This window comes from Enterobacter sp. 148H3 (assembly GCF_034107425.1).
Classification (GTDB): Bacteria; Pseudomonadota; Gammaproteobacteria; order Enterobacterales; family Enterobacteriaceae; genus Enterobacter; species Enterobacter vonholyi.
The window spans coordinates 235878-260845 of sequence record NZ_JAWNEI010000003.1 but is presented as its reverse complement, the minus strand read 5'-3'; the positions used below and the strand labels follow the sequence as shown (position 1 = coordinate 260845).

At 55.8% G+C, this 24968-nt stretch carries 26 protein-coding genes; 13 read left to right on the top strand and 13 right to left on the bottom strand.

Going from position 1 to position 24968, the window contains the following annotated elements:
• Positions 1–170 precede the first annotated feature (170 nt).
• Positions 171–1055, bottom strand: coding sequence for an SDR family oxidoreductase (locus tag USH94_RS05775; RefSeq protein WP_021242539.1), 885 nt, complete (start codon positions 1053–1055; stop codon positions 171–173).
• Positions 1056–1119: 64 nt separating this feature from the next.
• A complete protein-coding gene (locus USH94_RS05770) occupies positions 1120–1509 on the bottom strand; it encodes a YdeI family stress tolerance OB fold protein (RefSeq protein ID WP_045910503.1) in 390 nt (129 codons plus the stop codon).
• Between the two features lie 138 nt (positions 1510–1647).
• Here USH94_RS05770 and USH94_RS05765 point away from each other — a divergent pair, with 138 nt between their 5' ends.
• Genes USH94_RS05765 through USH94_RS05750 form a run of 4 tightly spaced genes read left to right on the top strand, consistent with a single transcriptional unit; the run spans position 1648 to position 4141 of the window.
• Positions 1648–2151, top strand: coding sequence for a hypothetical protein (locus USH94_RS05765; RefSeq protein WP_111964738.1), 504 nt, complete (start codon positions 1648–1650; stop codon positions 2149–2151).
• A gap of 9 nt (positions 2152–2160) precedes the next feature.
• Positions 2161–2607, top strand: coding sequence for a DUF421 domain-containing protein (locus USH94_RS05760; protein WP_111964645.1), 447 nt, complete (start codon positions 2161–2163; stop codon positions 2605–2607).
• Positions 2608–2618: 11 nt separating this feature from the next.
• Positions 2619–3137: a 2-oxo-tetronate isomerase gene (locus USH94_RS05755; RefSeq protein ID WP_111964644.1), complete on the top strand. Its 519-nt coding sequence runs from the start codon at positions 2619–2621 to the stop codon at positions 3135–3137.
• A gap of 17 nt (positions 3138–3154) precedes the next feature.
• Positions 3155–4141, top strand: coding sequence for an SDR family oxidoreductase (locus USH94_RS05750; protein ID WP_111964643.1), 987 nt, complete (start codon positions 3155–3157; stop codon positions 4139–4141).
• Here USH94_RS05750 and USH94_RS05745 read toward each other — a convergent pair whose 3' ends face one another.
• The 8 genes from USH94_RS05745 to USH94_RS05710 form a co-directional block, all read right to left on the bottom strand.
• Complete coding sequence (locus tag USH94_RS05745) at positions 4142–5767, bottom strand: alpha-amylase family protein (protein ID WP_111964642.1); 1626 nt, start codon at positions 5765–5767, stop codon at positions 4142–4144.
• An 8-nt stretch (positions 5768–5775) separates the two neighbouring features.
• The gene (gene cydB, locus USH94_RS05740) at positions 5776–6786 is read right to left on the bottom strand and encodes a cytochrome d ubiquinol oxidase subunit II (RefSeq protein WP_111964641.1); all 1011 of its coding nucleotides are present in this window, start codon (positions 6784–6786) and stop codon (positions 5776–5778) included.
• A complete protein-coding gene (locus tag USH94_RS05735) occupies positions 6786–8189 on the bottom strand; it encodes a cytochrome ubiquinol oxidase subunit I (RefSeq protein ID WP_111964640.1) in 1404 nt (467 codons plus the stop codon). Before USH94_RS05735 ends, cydB begins: the two co-directional genes overlap by 1 nt.
• A 67-nt stretch (positions 8190–8256) precedes the next feature.
• Positions 8257–9129 (bottom strand): manganese catalase family protein, encoded by an 873-nt coding sequence (locus USH94_RS05730; RefSeq protein WP_008502274.1) that lies wholly within the window; start codon positions 9127–9129, stop codon positions 8257–8259.
• Between the two features lie 17 nt (positions 9130–9146).
• Positions 9147–9653 (bottom strand): ferritin-like domain-containing protein, encoded by a 507-nt coding sequence (locus USH94_RS05725; protein WP_014883791.1) that lies wholly within the window; start codon positions 9651–9653, stop codon positions 9147–9149.
• 25 nt (positions 9654–9678) lie between these two features.
• Positions 9679–9882, bottom strand: a complete 204-nt coding sequence (locus USH94_RS05720; protein ID WP_111964639.1) for a hypothetical protein — start codon at positions 9880–9882, stop codon at positions 9679–9681.
• A gap of 23 nt (positions 9883–9905) precedes the next feature.
• Positions 9906–10400, bottom strand: coding sequence for a ferritin-like domain-containing protein (locus USH94_RS05715; protein WP_111964638.1), 495 nt, complete (start codon positions 10398–10400; stop codon positions 9906–9908).
• Positions 10401–10494: 94 nt separating this feature from the next.
• Positions 10495–10680, bottom strand: coding sequence for a general stress protein (locus tag USH94_RS05710; protein ID WP_004150795.1), 186 nt, complete (start codon positions 10678–10680; stop codon positions 10495–10497).
• Between the two features lie 530 nt (positions 10681–11210).
• Here USH94_RS05710 and USH94_RS05705 point away from each other — a divergent pair.
• Positions 11211–12554, top strand: a complete 1344-nt coding sequence (locus tag USH94_RS05705) for a VOC family protein (protein WP_111964637.1) — start codon at positions 11211–11213, stop codon at positions 12552–12554.
• A gap of 43 nt (positions 12555–12597) precedes the next feature.
• Positions 12598–14103: a carboxylesterase/lipase family protein gene (locus tag USH94_RS05700; protein ID WP_111964636.1), complete on the top strand. Its 1506-nt coding sequence runs from the start codon at positions 12598–12600 to the stop codon at positions 14101–14103.
• Here the strand turns inward: USH94_RS05700 and USH94_RS05695 are convergent.
• Complete coding sequence (locus tag USH94_RS05695; protein WP_111964635.1) at positions 14090–14932, bottom strand: LysR family transcriptional regulator; 843 nt, start codon at positions 14930–14932, stop codon at positions 14090–14092. The genes USH94_RS05700 and USH94_RS05695 overlap by 14 nt on opposite strands.
• 114 nt (positions 14933–15046) lie before the next feature.
• Here USH94_RS05695 and USH94_RS05690 point away from each other — a divergent pair, with 114 nt between their 5' ends.
• The 4 genes from USH94_RS05690 to rimL all read left to right on the top strand — a co-directional run bounded on the left by USH94_RS05690 (position 15047) and on the right by rimL (position 19504).
• Positions 15047–16216: a pyridoxal phosphate-dependent aminotransferase gene (locus tag USH94_RS05690; RefSeq protein WP_111964634.1), complete on the top strand. Its 1170-nt coding sequence runs from the start codon at positions 15047–15049 to the stop codon at positions 16214–16216.
• Between the two features lie 22 nt (positions 16217–16238).
• A complete protein-coding gene (locus USH94_RS05685; RefSeq protein ID WP_111964633.1) occupies positions 16239–17012 on the top strand; it encodes a transporter substrate-binding domain-containing protein in 774 nt (257 codons plus the stop codon).
• Positions 17013–17254: 242 nt separating this feature from the next.
• Positions 17255–18910, top strand: a complete 1656-nt coding sequence (locus tag USH94_RS05680) for a glucan biosynthesis protein D (RefSeq protein ID WP_111964632.1) — start codon at positions 17255–17257, stop codon at positions 18908–18910.
• Between the two features lie 45 nt (positions 18911–18955).
• Positions 18956–19504: a 50S ribosomal protein L7/L12-serine acetyltransferase gene (gene rimL / locus USH94_RS05675; protein WP_111964631.1), complete on the top strand. Its 549-nt coding sequence runs from the start codon at positions 18956–18958 to the stop codon at positions 19502–19504.
• On the opposite strand, the gene ydcK is transcribed toward rimL, so the two are convergent.
• Positions 19499–20479, bottom strand: a complete 981-nt coding sequence (gene ydcK, locus USH94_RS05670; RefSeq protein ID WP_111964630.1) for a YdcK family protein — start codon at positions 20477–20479, stop codon at positions 19499–19501. The two genes, rimL and ydcK, sit on opposite strands and share 6 nt — an antisense overlap.
• Positions 20480–20612: 133 nt before the next feature.
• On the opposite strand from ydcK, the gene tehB reads away from it, so the two are divergent.
• A complete protein-coding gene (gene tehB / locus USH94_RS05665) occupies positions 20613–21206 on the top strand; it encodes a tellurite resistance methyltransferase TehB (RefSeq protein ID WP_111964629.1) in 594 nt (197 codons plus the stop codon).
• Here the strand turns inward: tehB and pepT are convergent.
• A complete protein-coding gene (gene pepT, locus USH94_RS05660; protein ID WP_111964628.1) occupies positions 21203–22432 on the bottom strand; it encodes a peptidase T in 1230 nt (409 codons plus the stop codon). The two genes, tehB and pepT, sit on opposite strands and share 4 nt — an antisense overlap.
• 111 nt (positions 22433–22543) lie before the next feature.
• Between pepT and USH94_RS05655 the strand changes: the two genes are divergently transcribed.
• Positions 22544–24139, top strand: coding sequence for an ABC transporter substrate-binding protein (locus USH94_RS05655; protein ID WP_111964627.1), 1596 nt, complete (start codon positions 22544–22546; stop codon positions 24137–24139).
• A gap of 135 nt (positions 24140–24274) precedes the next feature.
• Positions 24275–24949 carry a DUF3313 domain-containing protein gene (locus USH94_RS05650; RefSeq protein WP_111964626.1) on the top strand — a complete coding sequence of 225 codons (675 nt, stop codon included), beginning with the start codon at positions 24275–24277 and terminating at the stop codon, positions 24947–24949.
• Positions 24950–24968: the final 19 nt, after the last annotated feature.

Genomic DNA, 24968 nt, shown 5'->3' with positions numbered 1-24968 from the left:
AAAAACAGAGCGATGCGGGTGACAAGTTAAGTTATTTAATTTTGATAACCTGATAGCAAAATATTTTTAACATTTGATCTGTTTGAGTTACAAGATGTTTTTCGGCAGGGGAATAAGAGCGAACGTCCTTGTTCATTTATTGCTCATTGCTGAGGGGAAGGGTTAAGCGGTTAGATTACGCCGTCACCGCCGTCAGAACACCATACCTGGCCGGAGGTAAATGAACATTCATCCGAGGCCAGCGTGACGTACAGCGGGGCAATCTCGACGGGCTGACCCGGACGACCCAGCGGCGTATCTCCGCCAAACTCCTTCACTTTTTCCATCGGCTGGCCGCCGCTGGACTGCAGCACCGTCCAGTATGGGCCGGGAGCGACCGCGTTGACGCGAATGCCTTTCGGACCCAGCTGCTTGGCTAAGGATTTGGTAAATACCGCCAGACAGGCTTTGGTCTGGGCGTAGTCCAGCAGCACCGGGCTGGGCTTAACGGCCTGAACGGAGGAAGTATTAATGATAACGGACGAGGCCTTCAGGTGCCGCAGGGCCGCCTTCGTGATCCAGAAAGGGGCATATACGTTGGTTTTAAACGTCGCGTCAAAATCTTCGGTAGTCAGCTCTTCAAGGGATTCACGGAACTGCTGGCGACCGGCGTTGTTGACCAGAATATCCAGCCCGCCCAGCTTCGAGACGGCTTCTTCGACCAGGTTCTGGCAGAAGGTTTCGTCCCGAACGTCCCCCGGCAGCGCGACGGCGTTCCGGCCTTCGGCTTTGATCAGGTCGATGACCTCCGCGGCGTCTTTTTCCTCTTCAGGCAGATAGTTAATCGCCACGTCAGCGCCTTCACGGGCATAGGCGATGGCCACTGCGCGACCGATACCCGAGTCACCGCCGGTGATCAGCGCTTTTTTACCGGCCAGGCGGCCATGCCCTTTGTAGCTGGTTTCCCCGTGGTCGGGTACAGGCTGCATTTCGGATGCCAGTCCCGGTGGCGTTTGTGGCTGTTCCGGGAACGGGGGCTGCGGATAAGCGTTCGTACGTTGTTGGGTATCACTCATAGCTGACTCCTTAAGCCAAGGGGTGAGATTTGATGGATAACTGCAGCGTTAACGCTTCGCTGAATTATTTCTGCAAACGATCGACGCGGACGACGGCAGGAGATGATTTTTTATCAAGCGAACCGTTGATGCTGATCATCTGATCGGGTTTTACCGTTCTGCCGTCAAAGACTGCCTGGGGAATAATAACGTCGATTTTTCCGGTTTTATCCTGAAATACAAACTTATCGCCGCTACCGTCAATAAGATTACCGCGCAGTGAAATGGTCGCACCGTCGTGCAGTTGTTTTGCCTGATCGATGGTCATAATACGCGCATCATCGGTTCCGCGATATCCGCTATCCAGCGCATGGGGTGGCGGCGGAGCTTCACCTTTTTGTAACCCGCCGTTATTATCTGCGAAGGCGGCCGGAACCAGAAATATCATAAAAGCGGAAATAAGCGATAATTTCATCGGATATCCTTCATTTTGGGTGTCTTGACTTATTAAGTATTGTTGCTATTTCTTTATGTGGCAAATGTGATAAGTCCTAAAAACATTCGCGTGAAAAATCAAACTTATCGGATAATAAGCGAAACGGTGACGATGACCATGAAGCGTGAAAATGAAAAGTTGCCCGGGATAGATGAGAGTTTTCGCTTGCTGACGTTTGAATACGCGTTTCGTCAGGTGGGTTTTATTGTTCTGCTGGCTATTATCATCGCGGCTATCGCCGGTCTGTTTTCAAGCGGGTGGGTCAGCGATACGGTCAAAACCAATTCCGCAAAATCACTGACCATAAGCTATGAACGGTTTGGCCGACGGGAGACGGAGACGCGAATGGAGCTGGCGTTCCCGGTGCAATCAGAGGGTAAGTATGTTCTCAGCATGACCAGCGAGAGCAGCGATGTTTACGAGCCTGGCAGCGTCTGGCCGCAGCCTGACAGCATGTTCAGCCGGGGCAAGACCCTCTATTTTGTCTATAACAACTTGAAAAAATCAGACAACTTCTCTGTGTTATTCTTCACCACGCCTTCGAGAGCCGGTAAATGGAACACAACCATCCGTATTAACAGCGAGCCGGAGATAACCTTCTGGCAATTTATTTACCCCTAGGAGGCTGATATGGAAATGGTCTTTCGTGCGCTGGCGATTTATCTGTTCCTCGTGGTGGTTTTCAAAGTGGCCGGGCGGCGTGCGCTGCTGCAGATGACCAGCTTCGATCTCATTCTGCTCCTGATAATTAGTGAAGCTACTCAGCAGGCGCTTCTTGGACAAGATTTTTCCGTCACCGGTGCGATGATTACGATTACCACCCTGGTAGTAGTAGATATTATTTTTGGCCTTATGAAGAAGTATTTTTCCCCGGTGGAGAATATTCTGGACGGCACTCCCGTGATTCTGGTGGAAAACGGAGTGCCCCTGGCTGATAAACTCAAAAAGGTCGATGTATCTTGCGATGATATTCTGGTGTCAGCGCGTCAAAATAATGGTATTACCGAAATAAGCCAAATTAAATATGCCATACTTGAGCGCAATGGACATATTTCAATCATTCCTTTCGAGAAATAAGAGGCGAAAAAATGAGCAATCTTTTTCACGACAACAATTATACCGTGGGTGAACTGACGAAAAAACTGGCGAGCAAATTAACCGATCTCGGGCTTCGCTTAACCACGGCGGAATCCTGTACCGGCGGAAAGCTATCGGTAGCACTCTGTGCCGAAGAGAACACGGCCGATTTTTATGATGTTGGCCTGGTCGTATTCAGCGACGAAGCCAAAGCGCGGATCCTCGGCGTTCGTCCTGAGACGCTCGCGCGCTATACCGCCGTCAGTGAGCAGACGGTGACCGAGATGGCCGCCAGCATCCGCGACATCGCCCAGGCAGATATCAGTATCGCCATCAGCGGCTATGCTGGCCCGGAAGGGGGCGACGATGGCACGGCGGCGGGGACGGTCTGCTTTGCGTGGAACATCCGCGGCGAGACGCAAACCCGCACCGTACTTTTCTCCGGAGACTGTCAGGACGTGGTGGAAAAAGCGGTGCATTTTTCGCTGGCCGAGCTGGTGACAGCATTGTCGGACGGAAATAACGGATAAACTCACGTGGAGGTTCTATGGCTGTCATAGTCATTACCGGTGGGACGGCGGGCGTGGGAAAAGCCACGGCGCTGCGCTTCGCAAAAGCAGGTTACGATGTCGGCCTTATCGCCCGCGATGAGGCCAGCCTGCACTCAACCCAGGAAGAGCTGCGCCGCTTCGGCGTGAATGCGCACGCCGTGCAGGCGGACGTCGCCGACAGTCAGGCGGTGGCGGATGCGGCTAACGAGATTCAGTATCGCCTCGGCGCGATTGATGTCTGGGTCAACAACGCCATGGGGGCCGTGCTGGCACCGTTTCGTACCCTTACGCCGGACGAGTTTCGGCGCGTGACCGAGGTGACATACCTCGGCTACGTGAACGGCACCCGCACGGCTCTCGAGCTCATGGTTCCGCGCGACAGGGGCGTGATTATTCAGGTAGGGTCTGCGCTGGCCTACCGTTCCATTCCGCTGCAGTCCGCCTACTGCGGGGCCAAAGCGGCGATCCGCGGGTTCACCGATGCGGTGCGTACCGAGCTGATGCATGAGAACAGCCGGGTTCAGCTTTCGATGGTGCAGATGCCGGGGCTCAATACGCCGCAGTTCGAATGGGCAAGGAACAAGTTCGCCTGGGCGATGCGCCCGGTACCGCCGGTGTTCGAGCCTGAAGTCGCCGCCAGCGCCATCTTCAGGGTGGCGCAAAAACCGGTGCGCGAACTGTGGGTTGGCAGCAGCACCATTCAGTCGATTGTCGGGCAGTTCCTCTTCCCGGGTTTTCTGGACAGGCTGATGGTCAAGAAAGCCTGGGAAGGCCAGATGACCGACGATCTGAACGCGCCGGACCGTCGGGATTATCTCGACCAGCCGGTTAACGACCTGCACAAAATCCACGGCCGTTTCACTGATGAAGCGAAAACTCGCGCGTCGTCCGTGACTTCCGATATGCCGGGCAAAGTGGCGTTAGGGGCCCTTGCGGTGGCGGGTATTGTGTTGACGCGTTTGCTAACCCGCCGGAAACCGTAATCAGCGCAGCGCGCTGCGGTGCGTCCAGAACCAGCGATAGCCGTAGCCGCCAAGGCTGAGCTCGACGGTTTTACCGCAAACCAGCGCGTCATCGTAGCGTTTGTCCGCAAGACAGGCGGTCCAGGTGGCGTTGCGGATCCCCTTCACGGTGAACTGCACCGGCTGGTCGCTGAAGTTAACAAAGGTCAGGATGCTGCGTTCTTCGGTCTCGTAATAGATCCCCAGTACCGCGTCACGATCGATCGTGAGGAGCCGAAAGGGCGCAACGGCGATTTCGGGGAACTCCGAGCGGGTATTGGCGATATCAATGATCCGGTGCAGAAGCGAGTTGCGGTGGAGGAGCGAATCGGCGACGTTGATTTTCTGATAGCGATAAGGGCCGCGGTCGATAATCGGCGCGATAAATTCTTTCGGGTCGGCTGCCGAAAAACCGCCGCCTTGCGATCCCGCCCACTGCATCGGGGTGCGCACAGCGTAGCGCTCCTCCAGCTCGAGGTCATCCCCCATGCCGATCTCATCACCGTAGCGCATCACCGGAACGCCGGGCAGGGAAAAAAGCACCGCATGGCAGAACGCCAGTCGCTTCAGATCGCCGTTTAGCATCGGCGCCAGGCGGCGGCGGATCCCGCGCTGATAGACGTTCATCTCCTCTTCAGGGGCGAAGGTATCGAGGACAAACTGTTTGTCTTTCTGGCTGATGCCCTCCAGATCCAGCTCGTCGTGATTGCGCAGCCAGTTGGCAAAACAGCATGAATCGGGCGGGACGATCATCTTCTTCACCGCGTTGCGCAGCGGACGGGCGCTTTTGCGGGCCAGGCTGACGTAAAAATATTTGTTGAGCCAGAAGTTGAGCACCAGATTCAGGCGGTCATTATTGCCAAAGTAGTCCTGATAGGCCTCCACCTCAACGTCGACCTCACCCAGCAGGATCGCGTCCGGGTTGTGTTGCTCGATAAGACGACGCATATGCTCGAGGATCCACAGGCCCTTTTTTTCATCACCGTTTCCCGCCTGGGTGGTCAGGTGAGATGCGGCATCCAGTCGAAATCCCGACACGCCCAGCTTGAGCCAGAAGAGGATGATGTTCTCAATCTCTTTCAGCACCACGGGCGAGGTCAGATTCAGATCCGGTTCGTGGCGATAGAACATGTGCCGGTAGTATTGTCCCGCCTCGTCGTCCCAGCTCCAGATGCTCTTTTCGACGCCGGGAAACATGGGGGGCGTATCGTCCTCGTCGTTATCTGACCAGAGGTAGTAATCCCGGTAGGGTGATGCCGGGTTGCGGCGTGCCTGCTGGAACCAGGGATGCGCGTCGGAGGTGTGCTGGATCAGCAGCTCGATAATGACCTGCATGCCCAGCTCGCGGGCCTGTTCGATAAAGGCGATGATATCGGCCAGCTTTCCGAAGCGGGGGTCCACCTGTAGATGGTCGCTGACGTCATAGCCTTCATCGAGAAAGGGCGTGAGGTAAAACGGTGTGATCCAGATAACCGTCGCCCCCATGCGGCGAATGTACCGCAGCTTGGCCGCTATCCCGGCGATGTCCCCGCAGCCATCGCCGTTCAGATCATAAAAGAGTGCGGTATCAATCTGGTAAATAATGGCCCGTGTATGCCAGTCCGTCATAGCGTGCCTCAGTGATAGCCTTCAGTATCCGAAACCTTGCCCCGGAAAACGTAGTAGCTCCAGGCGGTGTATACCAGGATCACCGGAATAATCAGTAACGTCCCAACCAGCATAAACAGCTGGCTGGCAGGCGGAGCTGCGGCCTCCCACAGGGTGATGCGCGGCGGGATAATGTTCGGCCAGAGGCTGATACCCAGCCCGCTGAACCCGAGGAAGATCAGCCCCAGCGTCAGCAGGAAAGGGCGCGCGTGGCTGTCCGGATTGCGGGTCAGGCGCCAAATCAGCACGCTGAAAATGCCGACCAGCAGCGGAACCGGCAGGAACCAGAAGAAGTTGGGCAGGCTAAACCAGCGGTCGGCGACGTACTGCCAGCCGAGCGGGGTCCAGACGCTGACCACCGCGATAACCACCATCAGCGCCAGCAGCACGTGGCGGGTCAGTTCGCGCATGCGTTGTTGCAGCGCGCCTTCGCTTTTCATAATGAGCCAGGTGGTGCCCAGCAGCGTGTAGGCGACGACCAGACCGATGCCGCAGAAGAGGTTAAAGGGCGTGAACCAGTCCAGCGCCGAGCCGACAAAACGTCGGCCCTCCACGTCAAAGCCGTTGATCACGGCGCCCACCACCACGCCCTGGCTGAAGGTAGCGAGCAGGGAGCCGCCGGCGAAGGAGTAGTCCCAGAATTTGCGGTGTGAGGGGGTGGCTTTGAAGCGGAACTCAAAGGCGACGCCGCGAAAGATGAGGCCGATCAGCATTGCGGTGAGCGGGATCGTCAGCGCATCAATAATGACCGCATAGGCCAGCGGAAACGCGCCGAAAAGCCCCGCGCCGCCGAGGACAAGCCAGGTCTCGTTGCCGTCCCAGACGGGCGCCACGCTGTTGACCATCACATCGCGCTCTTTCGCATCGCCCACGAAGTTAAACAGCAGGCCAATCCCCAGGTCGAAGCCGTCCATAATGATATACATCAGCGTGGCAAACACGATGATGGCAAACCAAATCACCGAGATATCGACGCCCATCAGATTCTCTCCTCTTCCGGAACAGACTCCGCTGCAGACAGCGGACGGGCTGGCGTGCCCGAGGTGTTTGACGTCAGCGTATCGACGGGCTGAGGACCTTTCTTAATCAGCCGGATAAGATAAACATAGCCCACGCCAAATACGGATGAGTAGACGACGAAGAACGCCAGCAGGCTAATGCTCATCTGCAGGGTGCTGTGCAGCGATACCGCGTCGATGGTGCGCAGGTAGCCATAGACAACCCATGGCTGACGGCCCACTTCGGTGGTCACCCAGCCGGCGAGCAGCGCCAGCAGCCCCGCAGGCCCCATGCAGAGGGCAAACCAGTGGAACGGGCGCGAATGATACAGTCGATGGCGATAGCGCAGCCAGACGCTGACAAGACCAAGGGTAATCATCAGCAGCCCCATCCCGACCATCACGCGGAACGACCAGAAAACGATGGTCGAGTTTGGGCGATCCTCTTTCGGGAAGTCTTTCAGCGCGGGGACCTGTTTATCCAGACTGTGCGTCAGGATCAGGCTGCCGAGTGCGGGGATTTCCAGGCCGTATTTGGTGCGCTCTTCCTCCATATCCGGCAGGCCAAACAGCAGCAGCGGGGTGGCCTCACCGGGGGGATTTTCCCAGTGACCCTCAATGGCGGCAATTTTCGCCGGCTGATGCTCAAGCGTGTTCAGGCCGTGCATATCGCCCACCACCGCCTGAATGGGCGCGACCAGCAGCGCCATCCACATTGCCATCGAAAACATGGTGCGAACGGCTGGCGTATCGTTCCCGCGCAGCAGGTGCCAGGCGCCCGACGCGCCGACAAACAGCGCGCTGCTCAGAAACGCGGCGATAGCCATATGGATAAGACGGTACGGGAAGGAGGGGTTAAAGACGATGGCCAGCCAGTCCTGCGGGATAACCTGCCCATTTTCGATAGTGAAACCCTGCGGCGTATGCATCCAGCTGTTGGAGGCGAGGATCCAGAAGGTCGACATTAGCGTGCCGAGCGCCACCATGCAGGTCGAAAAGAAGTGCAGGCCCGGCCCGACCTTGTTCCAGCCGAACATCATAACGCCGAGGAATCCGGCCTCCAGGAAGAAGGCGGTTAACACCTCATAGGTCAGAAGCGGGCCGGTAATGCTGCCCGCGAACTGGGAGAACCCGCTCCAGTTGGTGCCAAACTGATACGCCATAACCAGCCCGGAAACGACGCCCATGCCGAAGTTAACGGCAAATATCTTTAGCCAGAAGTGGTATAGCGATCGCCAGACGTCGTTTTTGGTGCGCAGCCACATGCCTTCCAGCACCACCAGATAGCTGGCGAGGCCGATGGTGATCGCGGGAAAAAGGATATGGAACGAGACGGTAAAAGCGAACTGAATTCTGGCCAGATGAAATGCATCGAGTTCGAACATGGTCCGTACCTCTGAGACGATGGGGCACGCGACTTGCCGGGCAGTTCAGGACTGCCCGGCAAACCGATTACGGTTTAGTCTTACCGGCACCCAGCTCGGCACCGGTCAGCGGGTCGGAATGTGGATCGGACTTCGTGCGGGCAGACATCGCCTTAACCAGGGTTGCCTGCTCGGTTGTGAGCGTCACGCTGGCACTGCCATCGCCGCCGTCAACCGCAGGCTGGGGGGACTCAACGTAATCGAAATGTTTATCGCTGTTCCAGCTTCCGCGAACCTCTCCACCTTCAGACATATTGTAGTACTTGTTGGTGAATTCCTCGATTGGCGGCAGTTTTCCCGGCGGGAAATTATTACGGATGGACTGCAGCGCCTTTTCAAAGGAGAGCTGATGCGCCGCCTCACGCGTCATCAGAAACGCCAGCGCGTCCTTAACGCCGGGATCGTCGGTCACGTTGATCAGCCGTTCATAGATGATTTTGGCTCTGGCTTCGGCCGCCACGTTCGAACGCAGATCCGCCGTCGGCTCGCCAATGGTGTCGACGTAGGCCGCCGTCCAGGGCACGCCCGCTGAGTTGGTGAGCGGCGTACCGCCGCCGTAGAGCAGGGAGGTGATGTGGCTGTCATTCCCGTTTTCGGTCATGGAGCGATACAGCTCGGCCTCATTTTCCACCCCTTCCGCCAGCGCGCCCTTGGCACCTTTATTCAGCATGCCGACCAGGGTGCCGATAATTTCGAGGTGGCTTAACTCCTCGGTTGCGATATCCATCAGCATATCCTTACGGCCCGGATCGTCATCGCTCAACCCTTGCGTAAAGTACCTACAGGCGGCGGCCAGTTCACCCTGCGGCCCGCCAAATTGTTCCAGTAAAAGGTTGGCAAGGCCGGGATTAGGTTCGGCGACGCGAACCGTGTATTGCAGCTGTTTGACGTGTCGAAACATGCTCACTCTCCTGTGGGTTATTTTTTCGCTTCGACACCCGACGCGTCTGAACGCAGCAGGAACTGTTCCGTCGTTTGCGGGATATGACGAATCAGCCAGTCGGCCATTTCGCGCTCTTCGGCTAGGATCGTCTCAATAGCGGGTATTGAAGCGGTATCGCCCGCTTTTTTCGCCGCCGCGAGCAGGGAGGTATAGCAGGCGATTTCAAACTGTTCAAAAACATAGCCGCTGATTGAGCCCTTCACGATTTCGTCGGAAGGGAACATGCCGCCGATGGATTGTCCCAGCGCCGCCATTTTGCTCATCGAGTCTTTTAAGACCGAACGAGAAATATCATTACGGTCGAGGATTTCCTCCAGCAATGTGATTTGCCGTTTTGTCTCATTAATATGTTGCTCAATTCTGGCGCGAACATCAGGATAATTATCGATACGGCTGGCCATGGATTCCAGCATTGATTCGGCTTGCTTTTCCATTGCATGGGCATCGCGTAGCCAGTCATGGTAGTGTTCTACGTGATTCATAATTGTATCCTCATTAGGGGTTCGCTTATTTGTTCTCACTTTCAGCAGCCTGATCGGCACGTGCGGCACTGTAGCCAGATAAATGGCCGACAATATTGGCATAAATACTGATGATAATGACCCATAGCACGCTGTTCTTCCACCATATTACGGAAGGAATAGCGAGAATGAACCATATTATTGCTGCCGCTAAATGGCACCGTTTAATTGTCCTGGGACTGATGCTCATTTTATTTAACCTGTGTTATAGCGTCATTTTTGCGCTTTTTGGTTAATATTGCCTACGGCCAGATCGGTGAGTTTCAGGTCGGTCTCTTTTTCTTCTTCCAGGGTTTCGGCAAGAAGCTTAACGGCTTTTTTATAGCCCAGTTGTTCTGCTAATGTGGCAAGGGTGCCGTAGCTGGCTATTTCATAATGCTCGACTTTTTGCGCAGCGGCAATTAAGGCAGCATCACGCACTTCATTTTTTTCCGTACTTTCGATAACTTCGTTGGCTTCTTCAATTAAGCCTTCCATCGCCACGCACTTCATGCGTTTAATCTTAATTCCTTCTTCCTGTTCGACGATCTGGTCGATACGTTCGATCTGACCCTGCGTCTCCTCAAGGTGCGCGGTAAAGGCTGCGCTCAGCTTCTCGCTGGACGCGGCGCGGGCAAGCTTGCTAAGCGCGCGAGTCAGCTGCTTTTCCGCACTGTAGGTGTCCGAGAGAAGATGAATAAATACATCCTCAACACTTTTCATATTCATAATAATTACGCTCCGGTAAAATAAAGAATGGGTACTGCGAGCTTTTCAGCCCGCAGCATGCTCTCTGGTTTTATTAAAAGAGTACTAAATAAGATCAGGAGTTATCAGATTTACGGCCTCCGCCGTGACTGTTCTGTCCCCCTTTCTTACCCGCTTCAGATGCGCGTTGCGGATCGTTTTTAAAATTACCACCGCTATGCTGGCCACCTTTACGTCCAGCTTCTGATGCTTTTTCACGGTCTTCAGCGAAATTACCGGAACCACCACGATGCTCTGCCATATTAAACCTCATAGTCATATATTGGTTATGTCAGTACGATACGAAAATATTTCCGTATCACTCGTCGTTCGAGTAATAACTCTAGTCGCTGTGCGGCATCCGTCAAATGCATTTGGCTATTTGCGGTTGCGTTATTTTTAAATATTTGTAAATTTGCGCTTCGCTTGAGCTGGAAATATGGATAGACAGGAAGGACTTGTAAACAACTGTTCAGATTATTCCTAACTTTGAGCTAAAAATTTGAAAGCTGAGGATAAAAATAATGACGCGTTAAAATTGGTTGATTTGCCGTCAGAGGAAAATAAAAAAATACTCCTTTATAGCTAGAAAGCGAAACCCTAAATAATTATAAGGAAAATCCTGGATAAAAAGCGTCGGGCACGAAAGGGCGGTTTCGTTGAGGCTTGTTAAGAGGCCAGTCGCACACGGTTTGACCACTGTCGTCTTAAGATCACAAATCAGAAATCTTTCCCCCCGGAAGGAACGGGTTTCTCTACACTCCAGGTAATATTCACTGGAGGCATGACATCATGGCGAACACCATCACGGCTGATGACATTCGGGAACACTTTTCGCAGGCTATGTCGGCGATGTACCAGCAGGAAGTTCCGCAGTACGGCACCTTGCTTGAACTGGTAGCGGACGTAAACCTGGCGGTGCTGGAAAATAACCCACTATTACATGAACAACTGGCAAACGCCGATGAGCTTGCGCGCCTGAACGTGGAGCGTCACGGAGCAATTCGCGTTGGCAGTGCGCAAGAACTTTCAACCCTGCGCCGTATGTTTGCCATTATGGGCATGTACCCGGTCAGCTATTACGATCTCTCCCAGGCGGGGGTGCCGGTTCACTCAACGGCGTTTCGCCCGATCGATGATGCGGCGCTGTGCCGTAATCCGTTCCGCATCTTTACCTCGCTGCTGCGCCTTGAGCTGATTGAAAACGTCGCGCTGCGCGAACGGGCGGCGGAAATCCTGTCTCACCGGAACATCTTCACCCCGCGCTGTCTGGCGCTTCTCGATCTGTATGAATCAGAAGGGCACTTTACTGACGAGCAGGCGCACGAGTTTGTGCAGGAAGCGCTGGAAACCTTCCGCTGGCACCGTCACGCGACGGTCGATCAGGAAACCTATCTTGCGCTGCACAACGAGCACCGGCTGATTGCCGACGTGGTCTGCTTCCCCGGCTGCCACATTAACCACCTCACGCCGCGCACGCTGGATATTGATCGGGTGCAGGAGCTGATGCCGAAGTACGGTATCGAGCCGAAAATTCTGATAGAAGGCCCGCCGCGTCGCGAGGTGCCCGTCCTGCTGCGTCAAACCAGCTTCAAGGCGCTGGAAGAGCCGGTGCTGTTTGCCGGGGAACATAAGGGCACCCACACCGCGCGCTTCGGTGAGATTGAACAGCGCGGCGTGGCGCTGACCCCGAAAGGCCGGGAGCTGTACGATAGCCTGCTTGCCCAGGCAGGCACCGGCAAAGATAACCTGACCCACCAGCTGCATCTGCAGGAGATCTTTAGCGCCTTCCCGGACAGCGAACTGTTGATGCGCCGTCAGGAGCTGGCGTATTTCCGCTATCGCCTGACGCCTGCGGGTGAAGCGCATCGCCATGCGTTCCGGCCGGGAGACGATCCGCAGCCGCTGATCGAGCGCGGATGGGTGGTTGCCCAGCCGATCACTTACGAAGATTTCCTCCCGGTTAGCGCCGCGGGGATTTTCCAGTCCAATCTCGGGAATGAAACCCAGGCCCGCAGCCACGGTAACGCCAGCCGCGATGCGTTTGAAGACGCGCTGGGCTGCCCGGTGTATGACGAGTTTACCCTCTACCAGGAGGCTGAAACGCGCAGCAAACAGCGTTGCGGTTTGCTCTGAAATCGTTACTCTGCTGGGGTGTGATGGAAAAAATAAGGTCGTTATGCAAAATCCTTCCGCCCCTGTGGTTGAAACGCGCCAGGGCGCACTCTCTGGTTTAACCGATGAAAATGTCCACGTCTGGTGCGGTATTCCTTATGCTGCACCGCCCGTGGGCGAGTGGCGCTGGCGCTCCCCGCGGCCCCCTGAGCCGTGGGATGGCGTTCGCGAGGCCACCGCCTTTTCGGCCTCAAGCTGGCAAAGCAGCGAATATTGTCAGGAGCTGGGCGGGGGCGATCCCGGTCAGTTCTCGGAAGACTGTCTTTATCTGAACGTCTGGTCACCCAAAGAGCGCGCCGGGGCGCTTCCGGTTATGGTATGGCTGCACGGTGGTGGCTTTACCATTGGCGCGGGGGGCTTACCGCCCTATAACGGCAAAGCGCTGGCTACGCGCGGCGTTGTTGTCGTGACGATCAACTACCGTCTCGGCCATCTCGGCTTTTTCGCCCATCCCGCGCTGGAAGGTGAGGAAGATCGCGTGGTGCATAATTTTGCACTGCTGGATCAGATCGCCGCGCTCGAATGGGTGCGGGAGAATATTGCTGCGTTTGGTGGCGATCCCGCTAACGTGACCCTGTTTGGCGAATCCGCCGGTGCGCGTAGCGTGCTCTCTCTGCTGGCCTCGCCGCTGGCGGCAGGATTGTTCCATAAGGCTATTGTGCAAAGCGGGTACACCTTGCCGGACACGCCGCGCGAGAAGGCGCTGCAAAAAGGGGAGGCGCTGGCCGCCCATTTTGGCCTGGAGAAGGCGACTGCTGAGCAGCTGCGCGCCATTCCTCCCGAGGCGTTCTGGCCGTTAACCGCGCCGCTGAACGTCGCACCGGCGCCCATCGTCGGGGACTGCGTTCTGCCCGAAGCGATGCTGGACGTCTTTTTCGCTGCCCGCCAGCATCCCGTACCGGTGATGATTGGGTCGAACAGCGATGAGGCCAGCGTAATGGCGGTGTTTGGCATCGATCTCGCCGGGCAAATCCAGAAGCTCCGCCGGGAGCGGCGCTTCGGACTGGGGCTGATTAAGCTGCTCTATCCTGGCGTCAAAGGCGATGAAGAGCTGGGCAGGCAGGTGTGCCGCGACATGGCGTTCACCACGATGGGCTACGTCGTGATGCAGGCTCAGCAGCGGGTCGGCGGATTGTGCTGGCGCTACTGGTTTGACTATGTCGCGGAGGCGGAACATGCCACCTATATCAACGGTGCCTGGCACGGCAACGAGGTTCCCTATGTCTTTGATACGTTAGGTCAGGTGGAGCCTTCACGTCAGTACGTCAACGAACGGGATCTGCAGTTTGCTGCCCACGTGGCCGATTACTGGGTGAGCTTTGCGCGTGACGCTGGTCCTCGCGAGATCCTGCCAGGGCCGACGCACTGGCCCGCATGCCGAAAAGGGCGGGACGTTTTGTTACGCATTGGCGTGAATAAAAATGCAGGTTTTCGGCTTGAAAACCGCTTTATGCGCGCCCGCATGAGCCTCTTCAAACGGGTGATGAAGCACCACGTCAGCCTCGATTAAGCAAACATGCGCGAAACGCCGCCAGTCCGTTTTCCTCGCCTGGCGTTTCGCGCAGCACCAGCCGGTAGCTGGCGCCGGTTTTTATGCTGGTTTCATAAGGCCGCATCAGTCTTCCCGCGCGGACATCTTCGGCCACCAGCGTTTCGTCGGCAATGGCAACGCCCAGCCCCTGAATGGCGGCCGTGATGGCGAGATCCATCGTGTCGAAGTGTTGATTTTTGTGCATAGCAAAGCCCGGACCTTCCTGTTTCGTCAGCCACAGCGACCAGTCTGTCTTATCTCTTGTGGGGTGCAGGAACGTCAGCGATCCCAGCGTTGCACCCGCCCGCACCGGGCTTATCACCGGGGTGAGCGCCTCTTCGAACAGCAGGTCGCCTGCGCTCATGTGCGTCCCGAACACGATGGCCGCGTCGTAAGATTCGGTTTTGAAATTGACGTTGTGATCGGTAGTGGTGGTCAGGGCGATCTGCAGATCCGGCTGCTCACGCTCCACCTCCAGCAGGCGCGGCACCAGCCAGCGCATGGCGCAGGTGGGTGCCTTGAGCCGGATCACGGTCTGCTGGCTGCGGGCCTGGTCGGCCACGGTCAGCAATTGTTCAAAAGCAGACTGCAGCTCCGGAAGCAGGGCGCAGCCCTGCGAAGAGAGGCGCAGGCCGCGCGCGTGGCGTTCAAAAAGCGGAAAGCCAAACCACGCTTCGAGGGAGGCTATCTTGCGGCTCACGGCTCCCTGCGTCAGGCAAAGTTCTGCGGCAGCATGGGTCAGATTCAGGTGACGCGCGGTGACTAAAAATGCGTCGATGGCATTGAGCGGGAGCGAACGGCGCGACATGGAAAACCCTCAGCTATGCATTTTTCTCATGGCTATTATGACAACAATTCGATTGTCCCGACAACAGAGATGTTGTTTGAATAGTTATGCAATGTCCATGAGAAGGGAAAGAGGATGACTTTACGAACGCCAGTGCAGACGCGCTCCAAACTGCCCGATGTGGGCACCACCATTTTTACCGTTATCGGCCAGCTCTCGGCGCAGCATAACGCGATTAACCTTTCTCAGGGCGCACCGAATTTTTCCTGCGACCCGAAGCTGATTGCGGGCGTCACCCGCGCAATGGAGTCGGGGCATAACCAGTATGCGGCGATGACCGGCCTGCAGCCGCTTAAAGAGCGCATTGCCGATAAAATTGCCACGCTTTACGGCACGCGCTATGACCCGGCCGGCGAGGTCCTGGTGACCGCCAGCGCCAGCGAAGGTCTCTATTCGGCAATCAGCGGGCTGGTGCACCCGGGTGATGAGGTGATTTACTTTGAGCCCTCTTTTGACAGCTACGCGCCGATTGTCCGTCTGCAGGGGGCAACCCCAATTGCCATCAAGCTGACCGTGCCGGATTTTGCCGTCAACTGGGATGAGGTCCGTGCTGCTATCACCCCGCGCACGCGCATGATTATCATCAATACGCCGCACAACCCGAGCGGTCAGGTCTTTTCGGCCAACGACCTGCAGCAGCTGGCGGCGCTGACGCGCAATACCGACATCATTATTTTGTCTGACGAAGTGTATGAACACGTGGTGTTTGACGGTGAGCCGCACCACGGGATGGCCACGCACCCGCAGCTGGCGGAGCGTAGCGTGATTATTTCTTCTTTCGGAAAAACCTATCACGTCACCGGCTGGCGCGTGGGTTACTGTGTTGCACCGGCGGTGCTGATGGACGAGATTTGTAAAGTCCATCAATTTTTAATGTTCTCTGCCGATACGCCAATGCAGCACGCGTTTGCTGAACATATGGTCGACCCGCAAACCTGGCTGTCGCTGTCGGCGTTTTACCAGCGCAAGCGCGATCTGCTGCACAGTCTGCTGGCCGATTCTCCGTTCACGCTGCTGCCCAGCGCCGGATCGTTCTTCATGCTGGCGGACTACAGCCAGTTCAGCGACGAGCGCGACAGCGATCTGGTGAAGCGGCTGATCGTCGAGTACGGTGTTGCCACTATTCCGCTGTCGGCGTTTTATGCGGACGGTACGGATAATAAATTGATTCGTCTCTCTTTTGCGAAAGATGAGGCGACGTTACGGGCAGGAGCTCAAGCCCTGTGTCGGGTTAAACCACGCTGAGATAGGCTCTGAGGAGTATGAGATGAAATTACGCGCGTTAGTTGTCGGCATGGGATTGCTGTGTACCTTTTCCTCCTTCGCGGCGTCCGAGCTGCGTTACGGTCTGGAAGCCGAATATCCGCCGTTTGAAAGCCGCAATGCGGCAGGCGAACTGGAAGGGTTTGACGTTGAGCTGGGGAATGCCATCTGCAAAGCGGCAGCGCTGAAGTGCAGCTGGGTGGAAACCTCGTTTGATGCGCTGATCCCGGGCCTGGTGGCGAAGAAATTCGACGCCATTAACTCGGCGATGAATATCACCGAGCAGCGCCGCAAGAGCATTGATTTTACCCAGCCTATCTACCGTATTCCGTCCCAGCTGGTGGGCAAGGCCGGTACGGCGGTAGAGGCGACGCCTGAAGGGCTGAAGGGGAAAACCATCGGCGTGCTGCAGGGCTCCATTCAGGAAACCTATGCCAAAGAGCACTGGGAAAAGCAGGGTGTCACCGTGGTGTCTTATAAAGATCAGAATATGGCCTGGGGCGATCTGCTGAATGGCCGTATCGACGCCTCGCTGGTCATGTCCGCGGCCGGGCAGGCAGGTTTCCTCAGCAAGCCGCAGGGGAAAGGGTTTGGCTTCATCGGCAAGCCGGTGTCTGACGACACTATCCTCGGCAGTGGGATCGGTTTTGGGTTGCGTAAAGGGGACGAGGCCACCAAAAAGCAGCTTGATACCGCGATTGATAAAGTACGTGCCGACGGCACGATCGCTAAACTCGCTGATAAGTACTTCCCGGGTATCGATGTCAGCGTAAAATAACCGCCTCATTGGCCCCGGTGGACGATGTCGCGCCGGGGCATTTTTCTACACATTTTCCAGGCTTTCTTTACACCACTTTCGGGCCGTTCTGGTCGACAGAAAATATTTCTCACTTTGTTCATATAATCACCGGCCAACAATTGGATTCTTAACCATTTTTGTTTAGGCTGTGCGTTCTTTCTTGCCGTCATTTCGCCGAGCGCGGAACACATTCACACGACCATAAGGACGTTTTTCCAGGCATGAATCGCAGACGTTTTCTAAAAGGCTCGCTGGCAGTGGCAGCCCTGAGCGGCACATCCGGCCTTGCCTCCCTGTTTTCCAAAGCGGCATACGCCGCCGACTCTGACATTGCTGACGGCCAGAGCCGTCGTTTTGACTTCTCCGTACTGCAATCCATGGCGCATGACCTGGCAAAAACCCCGTGGGGTGGCGCGCCGCGCCCGCTGCCGGAGACGCTGGCCACCATGACGCCGCAGGCGTACAACGCCATCCGCTACGATGAAAAACAGTCTCTGTGGAACAACATTGAAGGGCGTCAGCTGGACGTGCAGTTCTTCCATATGGGAATGGGGTTCCGCCGTCGCGTGCGGATGTTCTCGCTGGACCAGTCGACCTCTATGGCGCGCGAGATCCACTTCCGTCCTGAGCTGTTCAGCTACGGTGAAACGGGCGTGGATACCAAACAGCTGGAAGGGCAAAGCGATCTCGGCTTTGCGGGCTTCCGCGCGTTTAAGGCGCCGGAGCTGGCGCGTCGCGATATCGTCTCCTTCCTGGGCGCGAGCTACTTCCGCGCGGTGGATGACACCTACCAGTACGGCCTTTCCGCCCGCGGTCTGGCGGTAGACACCTTTACCGACACGCCGGAAGAGTTCCCGGACTTTACCTCCTTCTGGTTTGAAACCGTCAAGCCAGGCGACACGACCTTTACCGTTTATACGCTGCTCGACAGCCCGAGCATCACGGGTGCCTATAAATTCGTGATCCACTGCGAGAAGAGCCAGGTGATCATGGAGGTGGAAAACCACCTCTACGCGCGTAAGGACATCAAGCAGCTCGGCATTGCGCCGATGACCAGCATGTTCAGCTGCGGTAATAACGAACGCCGCATGTGTGACACCATTCACCCGCAAATTCATGACTCCGACCGCCTGGCGATGTGGCGCGGCAACGGGGAGTGGATCTGTCGTCCGCTGAACAACCCGCAGAAGCTGCAGTTCAATGCCTATATGGACAAAAACCCGAAAGGGTTCGGTCTGCTGCAGCTCGATCGCGATTTCTCCCACTATCAGGACGTGATGGGGTGGTACAACAAGCGTCCAAGCCTGTGGGTGGAACCGCGTAACGACTGGGGTAAAGGCGCGGTTGGCCTGATGGAGATCCCGACCACAGGTGAAACGCTGGATAACGTGGTTTGCTTCTGGCAGCCGGAAAAAGCCGTCAAAGCGGGCGACGAGCTGGACTTCAAATATCGCCTCTACTGGAGCGCGATGCCGCCGGTGCGCTCCCCGCTGGCCAACGTCTTCGCCACCCGCACCGGCATGGGCGGCTTCCCGGAAGGCTGGGCGCCGGGCGAAAATTACCCGAAAGTGTGGGCCCGTCGCTTTGCGATAGATTTTGTCGGCGGCGATCTGAAGGCCGCTGCGCCAAAAGGCATCGAGCCGGTGATTACGCTCTCCAGCGGTGAAGCGAAGCAGGTGGAGATCCTCTACGTTGAGCCGTTTGACGGCTATCGCATTCTCTTTGACTGGTACCCGACGTCGGATTCGACGGAGCCGGTGGATATGCGTCTGTTCCTGCGCTGCCAGGGCGACGCCATCAGTGAAACCTGGCTGTACCAGTATTTCCCACCGGCGCCGGATAAACGTAACTACGTTGACGACAGGGTAATGCGTTAACGATCGATTCCCTCTCCCTCCGGGAGAGGGTTAGGGTGAGGGGAAATGACCGCAGTAAAATCCGAAATTATCCCGGTATCTGACGCTCTCGAGCTTCGCGCCGTCGAAGAGCGCTATACCGCCGATCTGCACAACCTCGTCGTCAAAAACAGAATCTTTCTGCAAACCGCCTTTGACTGGGCGCAGCACGTAGGTAGCGAAGAGGATACCCGCCGCAACGTGCAGAGTAACCAGATGCTGCACCAGCGCGGCTACGCCAAAATGTTTTTGATCTTTAAGGATGATGCGCTGGTTGGCGTCCTGTCGTTCAACACCATTGAACCGACCAACAAGGCCGGGTACATCGGCTACTGGCTGGATGAAGCCCACCAGGGGCAGGGTATTCTCTCCCGGTCGCTGCAGGCGTTTATGCGCTACTACGCTGAGCGCGGTGAGATCCGTCGTTTTGTGATCAAGTGTCGGGTGGCGAATCAGCACAGCAACAGCGTTGCCGTACGCAACGGCTTTACGCTGGAAGGGTGCTTGCGGGAAGCGGAATACCTGAATGGCCGCTTTGACGACGTGAATATCTACGGGAGAATTTATACCCTATAACGCACCCAGCAGCGGCGTACGGGTGATGCGCTGGTCGCCGTTAATCACTTTTTCGCCGCGCAGGTGAATGCTCTCGCCGGCAAATGCTTCAATAACCGCATCGTCGGTGATTTCAATCCGATGTTCGATCAGCACATCCCCGCTGATGCGCGCGCGCCCCTGAATCACCACTTTATCATCCAGCATGATCGGCCCGCCGCGCAGCCAGGCCTGACCGCCAATCAGGACGTGATGCTTGATGACGCAGTTTCCCTCGACCACGGCATTCTCCGCAATCTGCGAACTGTAGCGCACCGTTGGGATGGCATCTTCATCAAAGCCGGCTATCACGCGGGCGTTACCATAGACTTTAGCGCAGTCGCACACCCAGACGTTGTTCAGTTCGTTTCCCTCCAGGATCGCGTTGTCGAAGACTTCGGCCCGGTGTTCAACAAAAGCAAAATTAACCATCGCCTCGCCGTAGATTTGCGCCTGATGCACAATCCGCGACTGGCTCACCGTTGCCTTATCGTAGATTTGCAGGATCTGCTCATGGTCCGGCGTCAGCCCTTTGGCTGCAATCACCACGCTGTGATGCAGCACGCGCGCTTCGCCGTAGATATGACACTCGCCCCGCACGCAGGATTGTTGAATCGTGACACTGTCACTTATTCGCGCCCCGTGGCTGACCTCCGCGCCGTCCAGCCAGCAGCTGTCGCCGATATGCGCGTTATGGCTAATGATGCACGGCAGGGTAAGACGCGCGTTGCCGGACACGGTCGCTCCGGCGAACACCACGCTGTTTTCATCGTAGATCCAGCAGTGGCCGTCCTGCGCGAGGGCGCGCTCATCGTCAATCCAGCCGCCTCTCGTCCCGACAGTCACGTCGTTAAAGTCCGCCGTGGCGATAATCTGCCGCAGCGTAGTGGCGTGGCTGGTTTCGCCATTTTTCCATTGCCAGAGGCGGGTCTCGTCGCTGAGGCGATATTTGTTCATCTTTATTTCTCTGATAAGCGTCTTAACTAAACGTAGCAAATTTTTCGATTTTCGAGCGGCTGGCAACCAGACGGTAAACGCCTTAAAATAGCATTCAGAATGCACTTTCACTTTATGAGAACGCAGGAAAACAATGACTGTCGATGAGAATTACTTCACAGAGAAATACGGCTTAACCCGTACCCATTCAGAAGTGCTGTACAGCGCGGAGATTGTGAAACCCGGTAAAACGCTGGATCTGGGCTGCGGCAACGGCCGTAACAGCCTCTATCTTGCAGCTAACGGCCACGATGTCACCGCGTGGGACAAGAACCCGATGAGCATCGATAATATCGAGCGCATTAAGGCGGAAGAAGGGATCGATAACCTCCACACGGCGATTAAAGATCTCAACAACCTGAGTTTTGACGGCGAGTACGATTTCATTCTTTCCACCGTGGTGCTGATGTTCCTGGAGTCAAAAACCATCCCGGGTCTTATCGCTAATATGCAGCGCTGCACCAGGCCTGGCGGCTACAACCTGATTGTTGCCGCGATGGACACGGTGGATTACCCGTGCACCGTCGGCTTCCCGTTTGCGTTCAAGAGCGGTGAGCTGAGCAACTACTATGAAGGCTGGGAGTTGCTCAAATACAACGAAGACGTTGGCGAACTGCACCGCACCGATGAAAACGGTAACCGCATCAAGCTGCGCTTTGCCACGATGCTGGCGCGCAAGCCCGCTTAACGGGCGGCCAGCAGGCAGATCTGCAGGGCCGTGTTGTAAGACGCTTCGAACGACGACAGCGGCAGGAATTCAAACTTCGAGTGGAAGTTATGCGCCCCGGTGAAGAAGTTCGGCGTGAGTAGCCCTTTTGCCGAGAGCGCCGCGCCGTCGGTGCCGCCGCGCATCGGCGTCGGTTTCGGCGTGATGCCGAGCGATTCCATCGCCTCGAACATCAGATCGATAGCGCGCCGGTCTTCACCAATCGCATTGCTGATATTGCTGTAGGTATCTTCAATGCGATAGTCCACTCTGGCCGTCGGATATTGGGCGGCAATCAGTGCGGCCACGTCGGCAATCTGCTGCTTGCGCGCGGCAAAGCTCTCCTTATCAAAGTCGCGGATATTGGCCTTAAGAACGGCCTCGTTCTGTCCGGCCTGAATGCCGTTAAACCAGATATAGCCTTCACGTCCCTCGGTGCACTCCGGCGTTTGCTGGCGGTCAAAATGGCTGATGTAATCAGTCGCCATCAGCAGGGGATTCACCAGCACGCCTTTGGCGGACATCGGGTGCGCCGTTACGCCGGTAAAGCGGATCTCCGCGGCGGCCGCATTAAAATTCTCGTAAACAATTTCACCCAGCTCGCAGCAGTCGATGGTCCAGGCAAAGTCGACGTCGAAGCGCTTAAGATCCAGCGCCTTGGCACCGTTCAGGCCGATCTCTTCGTCAGGCACAAACGCCACGACGATATCCCCATGCCGATGCTCCGCCGTGAGGTTTTCCAGCACCGTCATGACCACCGTGATCGCCGATTTATTATCCGCGCCCAATACGCTGGTTCCGTCGCTGAAAATAATCTCCTCATTCGGATAAGCCAGAATTTCAGGGTGCTCGTTAACCCGCAGCCAGATGTCTTTCTCTTTATTCAGACAGAGATCTTCACCGGTAAACGTTAATATTTGTGGATGAATATCCGGTGAAAGTCCCACGTCGACGGTATCAATATGGGTAATAAAGCCGATGCGCGGCGCACCGGGCACGTTGCCTTTTTTTACCGCCGTAACCGTGGCGAATTCATCAATCACAATGTCGTCTAACCCCAGCTGTGCCAGCTCCTGCGCCAGCTCGCGCGCCATGTCATGCTGGCCCGGCGTTGAGGGAAGGGTTTTGACTTTGGGATCGCTCTGGCTGGTGATAGCGAGATAGCGGAAAAAACGATGCGTTAATTGTCTGGAAAGCGGCGAGCCCATAGTGATTTATTCCTTATTTATTTTTCAGGTGTTTGCCACATCACTTTAATGTTATTTATGAAATGGCAAAAGAATTAATTAGCCGTCGAATTAAAAAGACAGGAATAAATGATGACAAGCAAACTCACAACTATAGCGCTGGCGTTCGCTGCACTCACGGTCAGTTCCACCGTTGCTGCGAAAACGCTGGTGTATTGCTCTGAAGGATCGCCGGAAAACTTTAACCCTCAGCTATACACCTCGGGAACCAGCGTGGACGCCAGCGCCGTGCCGGTCTATAACCGTCTGGTCGATTTCAAGCCTGGCACCACGGAGCTGGTGCCAAGCCTTGCGGAGCGCTGGGAGGTGAGCGACGACGGCAAGGTCTACACCTTCTTTCTGCGTAAGGGCGTTAAGTTCCAGAGCAATAAATCCTTCACGCCAACCCGCGACTTTAACGCCGACGACGTGATCTTCTCGTTTATGCGGCAGAAAGACGTGAACCATCCCTACCACAACGTCTCTAACGGCAGCTACTCCAACTTTGAAAGTCTGGAGTTTGGCAGCCTGATAACGAGCATTGATAAAGTTGATGAGCACACCGTGCGCTTTACCCTGGCGCACCCGGAAGCGCCGTTTGTCGCCGATCTGGCATGGTATTTTGCCTCGATCCTGTCCGCGGAATATGCCGACGCGATGCTCAAAGCGGGCACGCCGGAGAAGGTGGATATGGAGCCTATAGGCACCGGGCCGTTTAAGCTGGCGCAGTATCAGAAGGATTCGCGGATCCTGTTTACGGCGTTTGCCGACTACTGGCAGGGGAAATCGAAGCTGGATCGGCTGGTGTTTAGCATCACACCGGATGCCTCCGTGCGGTTTGCCAAAATTGAGAAGAACGAATGTCAGGTGATGCCGTTCCCGAACCCGGCGGATCTGCCGCGCATGAAGGCGAACAAAGACATCAACCTGATGAGCAAAGCCGGGCTGAATACCGGTTTTCTGGCTTTCAATACCCAAAAGCCGCCGCTGGATAACGTGAAGGTCCGTCAGGCGCTGGCGATGGCCATCAATAAACCAGCCATTATTGATGCGGTGTTCCACGGTACCGGCACCGCTGCGAAGAACCTGCTGCCGCCGGGCGTATGGAGCGCAGACAGCGAGCTTAAGGATTACGACTACGACCCTGAAAAAGCCAAAGCGCTGCTGAAAGAGGCCGGTTTTGCCAGCGGCGTTAGCATCGATTTATGGGCGATGCCGGTGCAGCGTCCCTATAACCCGAATGCGAAACGCATGGCGGAGATGATTCAGGCGGACTGGGCGAAAATAGGCGTGCAGACCAAAATCGTTACCTACGAATGGGGCGAGTATTTGAAACGCGTGAAGGGCGGAGAGCATCAGGCCGCGCTGATGGGCTGGACGACGGCAACGGGCGATCCGGACAACTTCTTCGGCCCGCTATTTACCTGCACCTCGGCAAACGGTGGGTCAAATTCGGCGAAATGGTGCTATAAGCCCTTTGATAAAATTATTGCGGAAGCAAAATCAACGACCGATCGCGATAAGCGCGTGGCGCTATATAAAGAGGCGCAGCAGATGATGCATGACCAGATGCCCGCGGTAATGATTGCGCATTCAACCATTTTCGAACCGGTGCGCAAGGAGGTGACGGGCTATGAAATTGACCCGTTTGGCAAACATCTGTTCTGGCAACTGGATATAAATCAGTAATTTTTCACTGCCCGGCACGCCTCCGGGCAGTCTTTTCGCAATTTGTGCTCTCCGCATCATTTTTTGTCACAACAAACCCGCCGGTCTTTTGCTATAACTTCAAATGCATACTTGCAGATAACATGGAAAACTATCATGCGTACTCAAACTTTTTTTAAAGTTGCAGTGCTTACTGGTCTGTTGGCGTTAGCGGGCTGTTCTTCGAAAGTCGCAGCTCCCGAACAATATTCTGGCTTTTTAAAAGACTATTCAGGATTGCAGCAGACAACGTCTGCGACGGGTAAACCAACGCTGCGTTGGGTTGATCCTTCCTATAACGAAGCTAATTACGACAGTATTCTCTGGACACCGATTACGTATTATCCAACGCCAAAACCAACCACGCAAATTGGGCAAAAAACGCTTGATGAGCTGTTGAACTACACCAATACCAAAATGAAAACGGCGATTGGCACGCGTAAGCCGATTGTGACCACGCCGGGTAAACATAGCCTGATTTTCCGCGGCGCGATTACCGGGGTGAGTTCGCAGAAAGAAGGTCTGCAGTTCTATGAAGTGGTGCCGGTCGCGCTGGTGGTAGCAGGTACGCAGATGGCAACCGGGCATCGCACCATGGATACGCATCTCTTCTTTGAAGGCGAACTGATCGATGCGGCTACCAACAAACCGGTCATGAAGGTGGTGCGCAAAGGCGAAGGTAAAGATCTGAACAACGAAAGTACGCCGATGACCTTTGCAACCCTGAAGCAGGTTGTTGATGACATGGCGACGGACGCCACCATGTTTGATGTGAAAAAGACCGCGAAATAAAATAAAACGGCCTGCGTAA

Excerpts from the sequence above, each read along its gene's own strand:
- USH94_RS05775 (WP_021242539.1), bottom strand. The coding sequence starts at position 1,055 with ATGAGTGATACCCAACAACGTACGAACGCTTATCCGCAGCCCCCGTTC.
- USH94_RS05770 (WP_045910503.1), bottom strand. The coding sequence starts at position 1,509 with ATGAAATTATCGCTTATTTCCGCTTTTATGATATTTCTGGTTCCGGCC.
- USH94_RS05765 (WP_111964738.1), top strand. The coding sequence starts at position 1,648 with ATGAAGCGTGAAAATGAAAAGTTGCCCGGGATAGATGAGAGTTTTCGC.
- USH94_RS05760 (WP_111964645.1), top strand. The coding sequence starts at position 2,161 with ATGGAAATGGTCTTTCGTGCGCTGGCGATTTATCTGTTCCTCGTGGTG.
- USH94_RS05755 (WP_111964644.1), top strand. The coding sequence starts at position 2,619 with ATGAGCAATCTTTTTCACGACAACAATTATACCGTGGGTGAACTGACG.
- USH94_RS05750 (WP_111964643.1), top strand. The coding sequence starts at position 3,155 with ATGGCTGTCATAGTCATTACCGGTGGGACGGCGGGCGTGGGAAAAGCC.
- USH94_RS05745 (WP_111964642.1), bottom strand. The coding sequence starts at position 5,767 with ATGACGGACTGGCATACACGGGCCATTATTTACCAGATTGATACCGCA.
- cydB (WP_111964641.1), bottom strand. The coding sequence starts at position 6,786 with ATGGGCGTCGATATCTCGGTGATTTGGTTTGCCATCATCGTGTTTGCC.
- USH94_RS05735 (WP_111964640.1), bottom strand. The coding sequence starts at position 8,189 with ATGTTCGAACTCGATGCATTTCATCTGGCCAGAATTCAGTTCGCTTTT.
- USH94_RS05730 (WP_008502274.1), bottom strand. The coding sequence starts at position 9,129 with ATGTTTCGACACGTCAAACAGCTGCAATACACGGTTCGCGTCGCCGAA.
- USH94_RS05725 (WP_014883791.1), bottom strand. The coding sequence starts at position 9,653 with ATGAATCACGTAGAACACTACCATGACTGGCTACGCGATGCCCATGCA.
- USH94_RS05720 (WP_111964639.1), bottom strand. The coding sequence starts at position 9,882 with ATGAGCATCAGTCCCAGGACAATTAAACGGTGCCATTTAGCGGCAGCA.
- USH94_RS05715 (WP_111964638.1), bottom strand. The coding sequence starts at position 10,400 with ATGAATATGAAAAGTGTTGAGGATGTATTTATTCATCTTCTCTCGGAC.
- USH94_RS05710 (WP_004150795.1), bottom strand. The coding sequence starts at position 10,680 with ATGGCAGAGCATCGTGGTGGTTCCGGTAATTTCGCTGAAGACCGTGAA.
- USH94_RS05705 (WP_111964637.1), top strand. The coding sequence starts at position 11,211 with ATGGCGAACACCATCACGGCTGATGACATTCGGGAACACTTTTCGCAG.
- USH94_RS05700 (WP_111964636.1), top strand. The coding sequence starts at position 12,598 with ATGCAAAATCCTTCCGCCCCTGTGGTTGAAACGCGCCAGGGCGCACTC.
- USH94_RS05695 (WP_111964635.1), bottom strand. The coding sequence starts at position 14,932 with ATGTCGCGCCGTTCGCTCCCGCTCAATGCCATCGACGCATTTTTAGTC.
- USH94_RS05690 (WP_111964634.1), top strand. The coding sequence starts at position 15,047 with ATGACTTTACGAACGCCAGTGCAGACGCGCTCCAAACTGCCCGATGTG.
- USH94_RS05685 (WP_111964633.1), top strand. The coding sequence starts at position 16,239 with ATGAAATTACGCGCGTTAGTTGTCGGCATGGGATTGCTGTGTACCTTT.
- USH94_RS05680 (WP_111964632.1), top strand. The coding sequence starts at position 17,255 with ATGAATCGCAGACGTTTTCTAAAAGGCTCGCTGGCAGTGGCAGCCCTG.
- rimL (WP_111964631.1), top strand. The coding sequence starts at position 18,956 with ATGACCGCAGTAAAATCCGAAATTATCCCGGTATCTGACGCTCTCGAG.
- ydcK (WP_111964630.1), bottom strand. The coding sequence starts at position 20,479 with ATGAACAAATATCGCCTCAGCGACGAGACCCGCCTCTGGCAATGGAAA.
- tehB (WP_111964629.1), top strand. The coding sequence starts at position 20,613 with ATGACTGTCGATGAGAATTACTTCACAGAGAAATACGGCTTAACCCGT.
- pepT (WP_111964628.1), bottom strand. The coding sequence starts at position 22,432 with ATGGGCTCGCCGCTTTCCAGACAATTAACGCATCGTTTTTTCCGCTAT.
- USH94_RS05655 (WP_111964627.1), top strand. The coding sequence starts at position 22,544 with ATGACAAGCAAACTCACAACTATAGCGCTGGCGTTCGCTGCACTCACG.
- USH94_RS05650 (WP_111964626.1), top strand. The coding sequence starts at position 24,275 with ATGCGTACTCAAACTTTTTTTAAAGTTGCAGTGCTTACTGGTCTGTTG.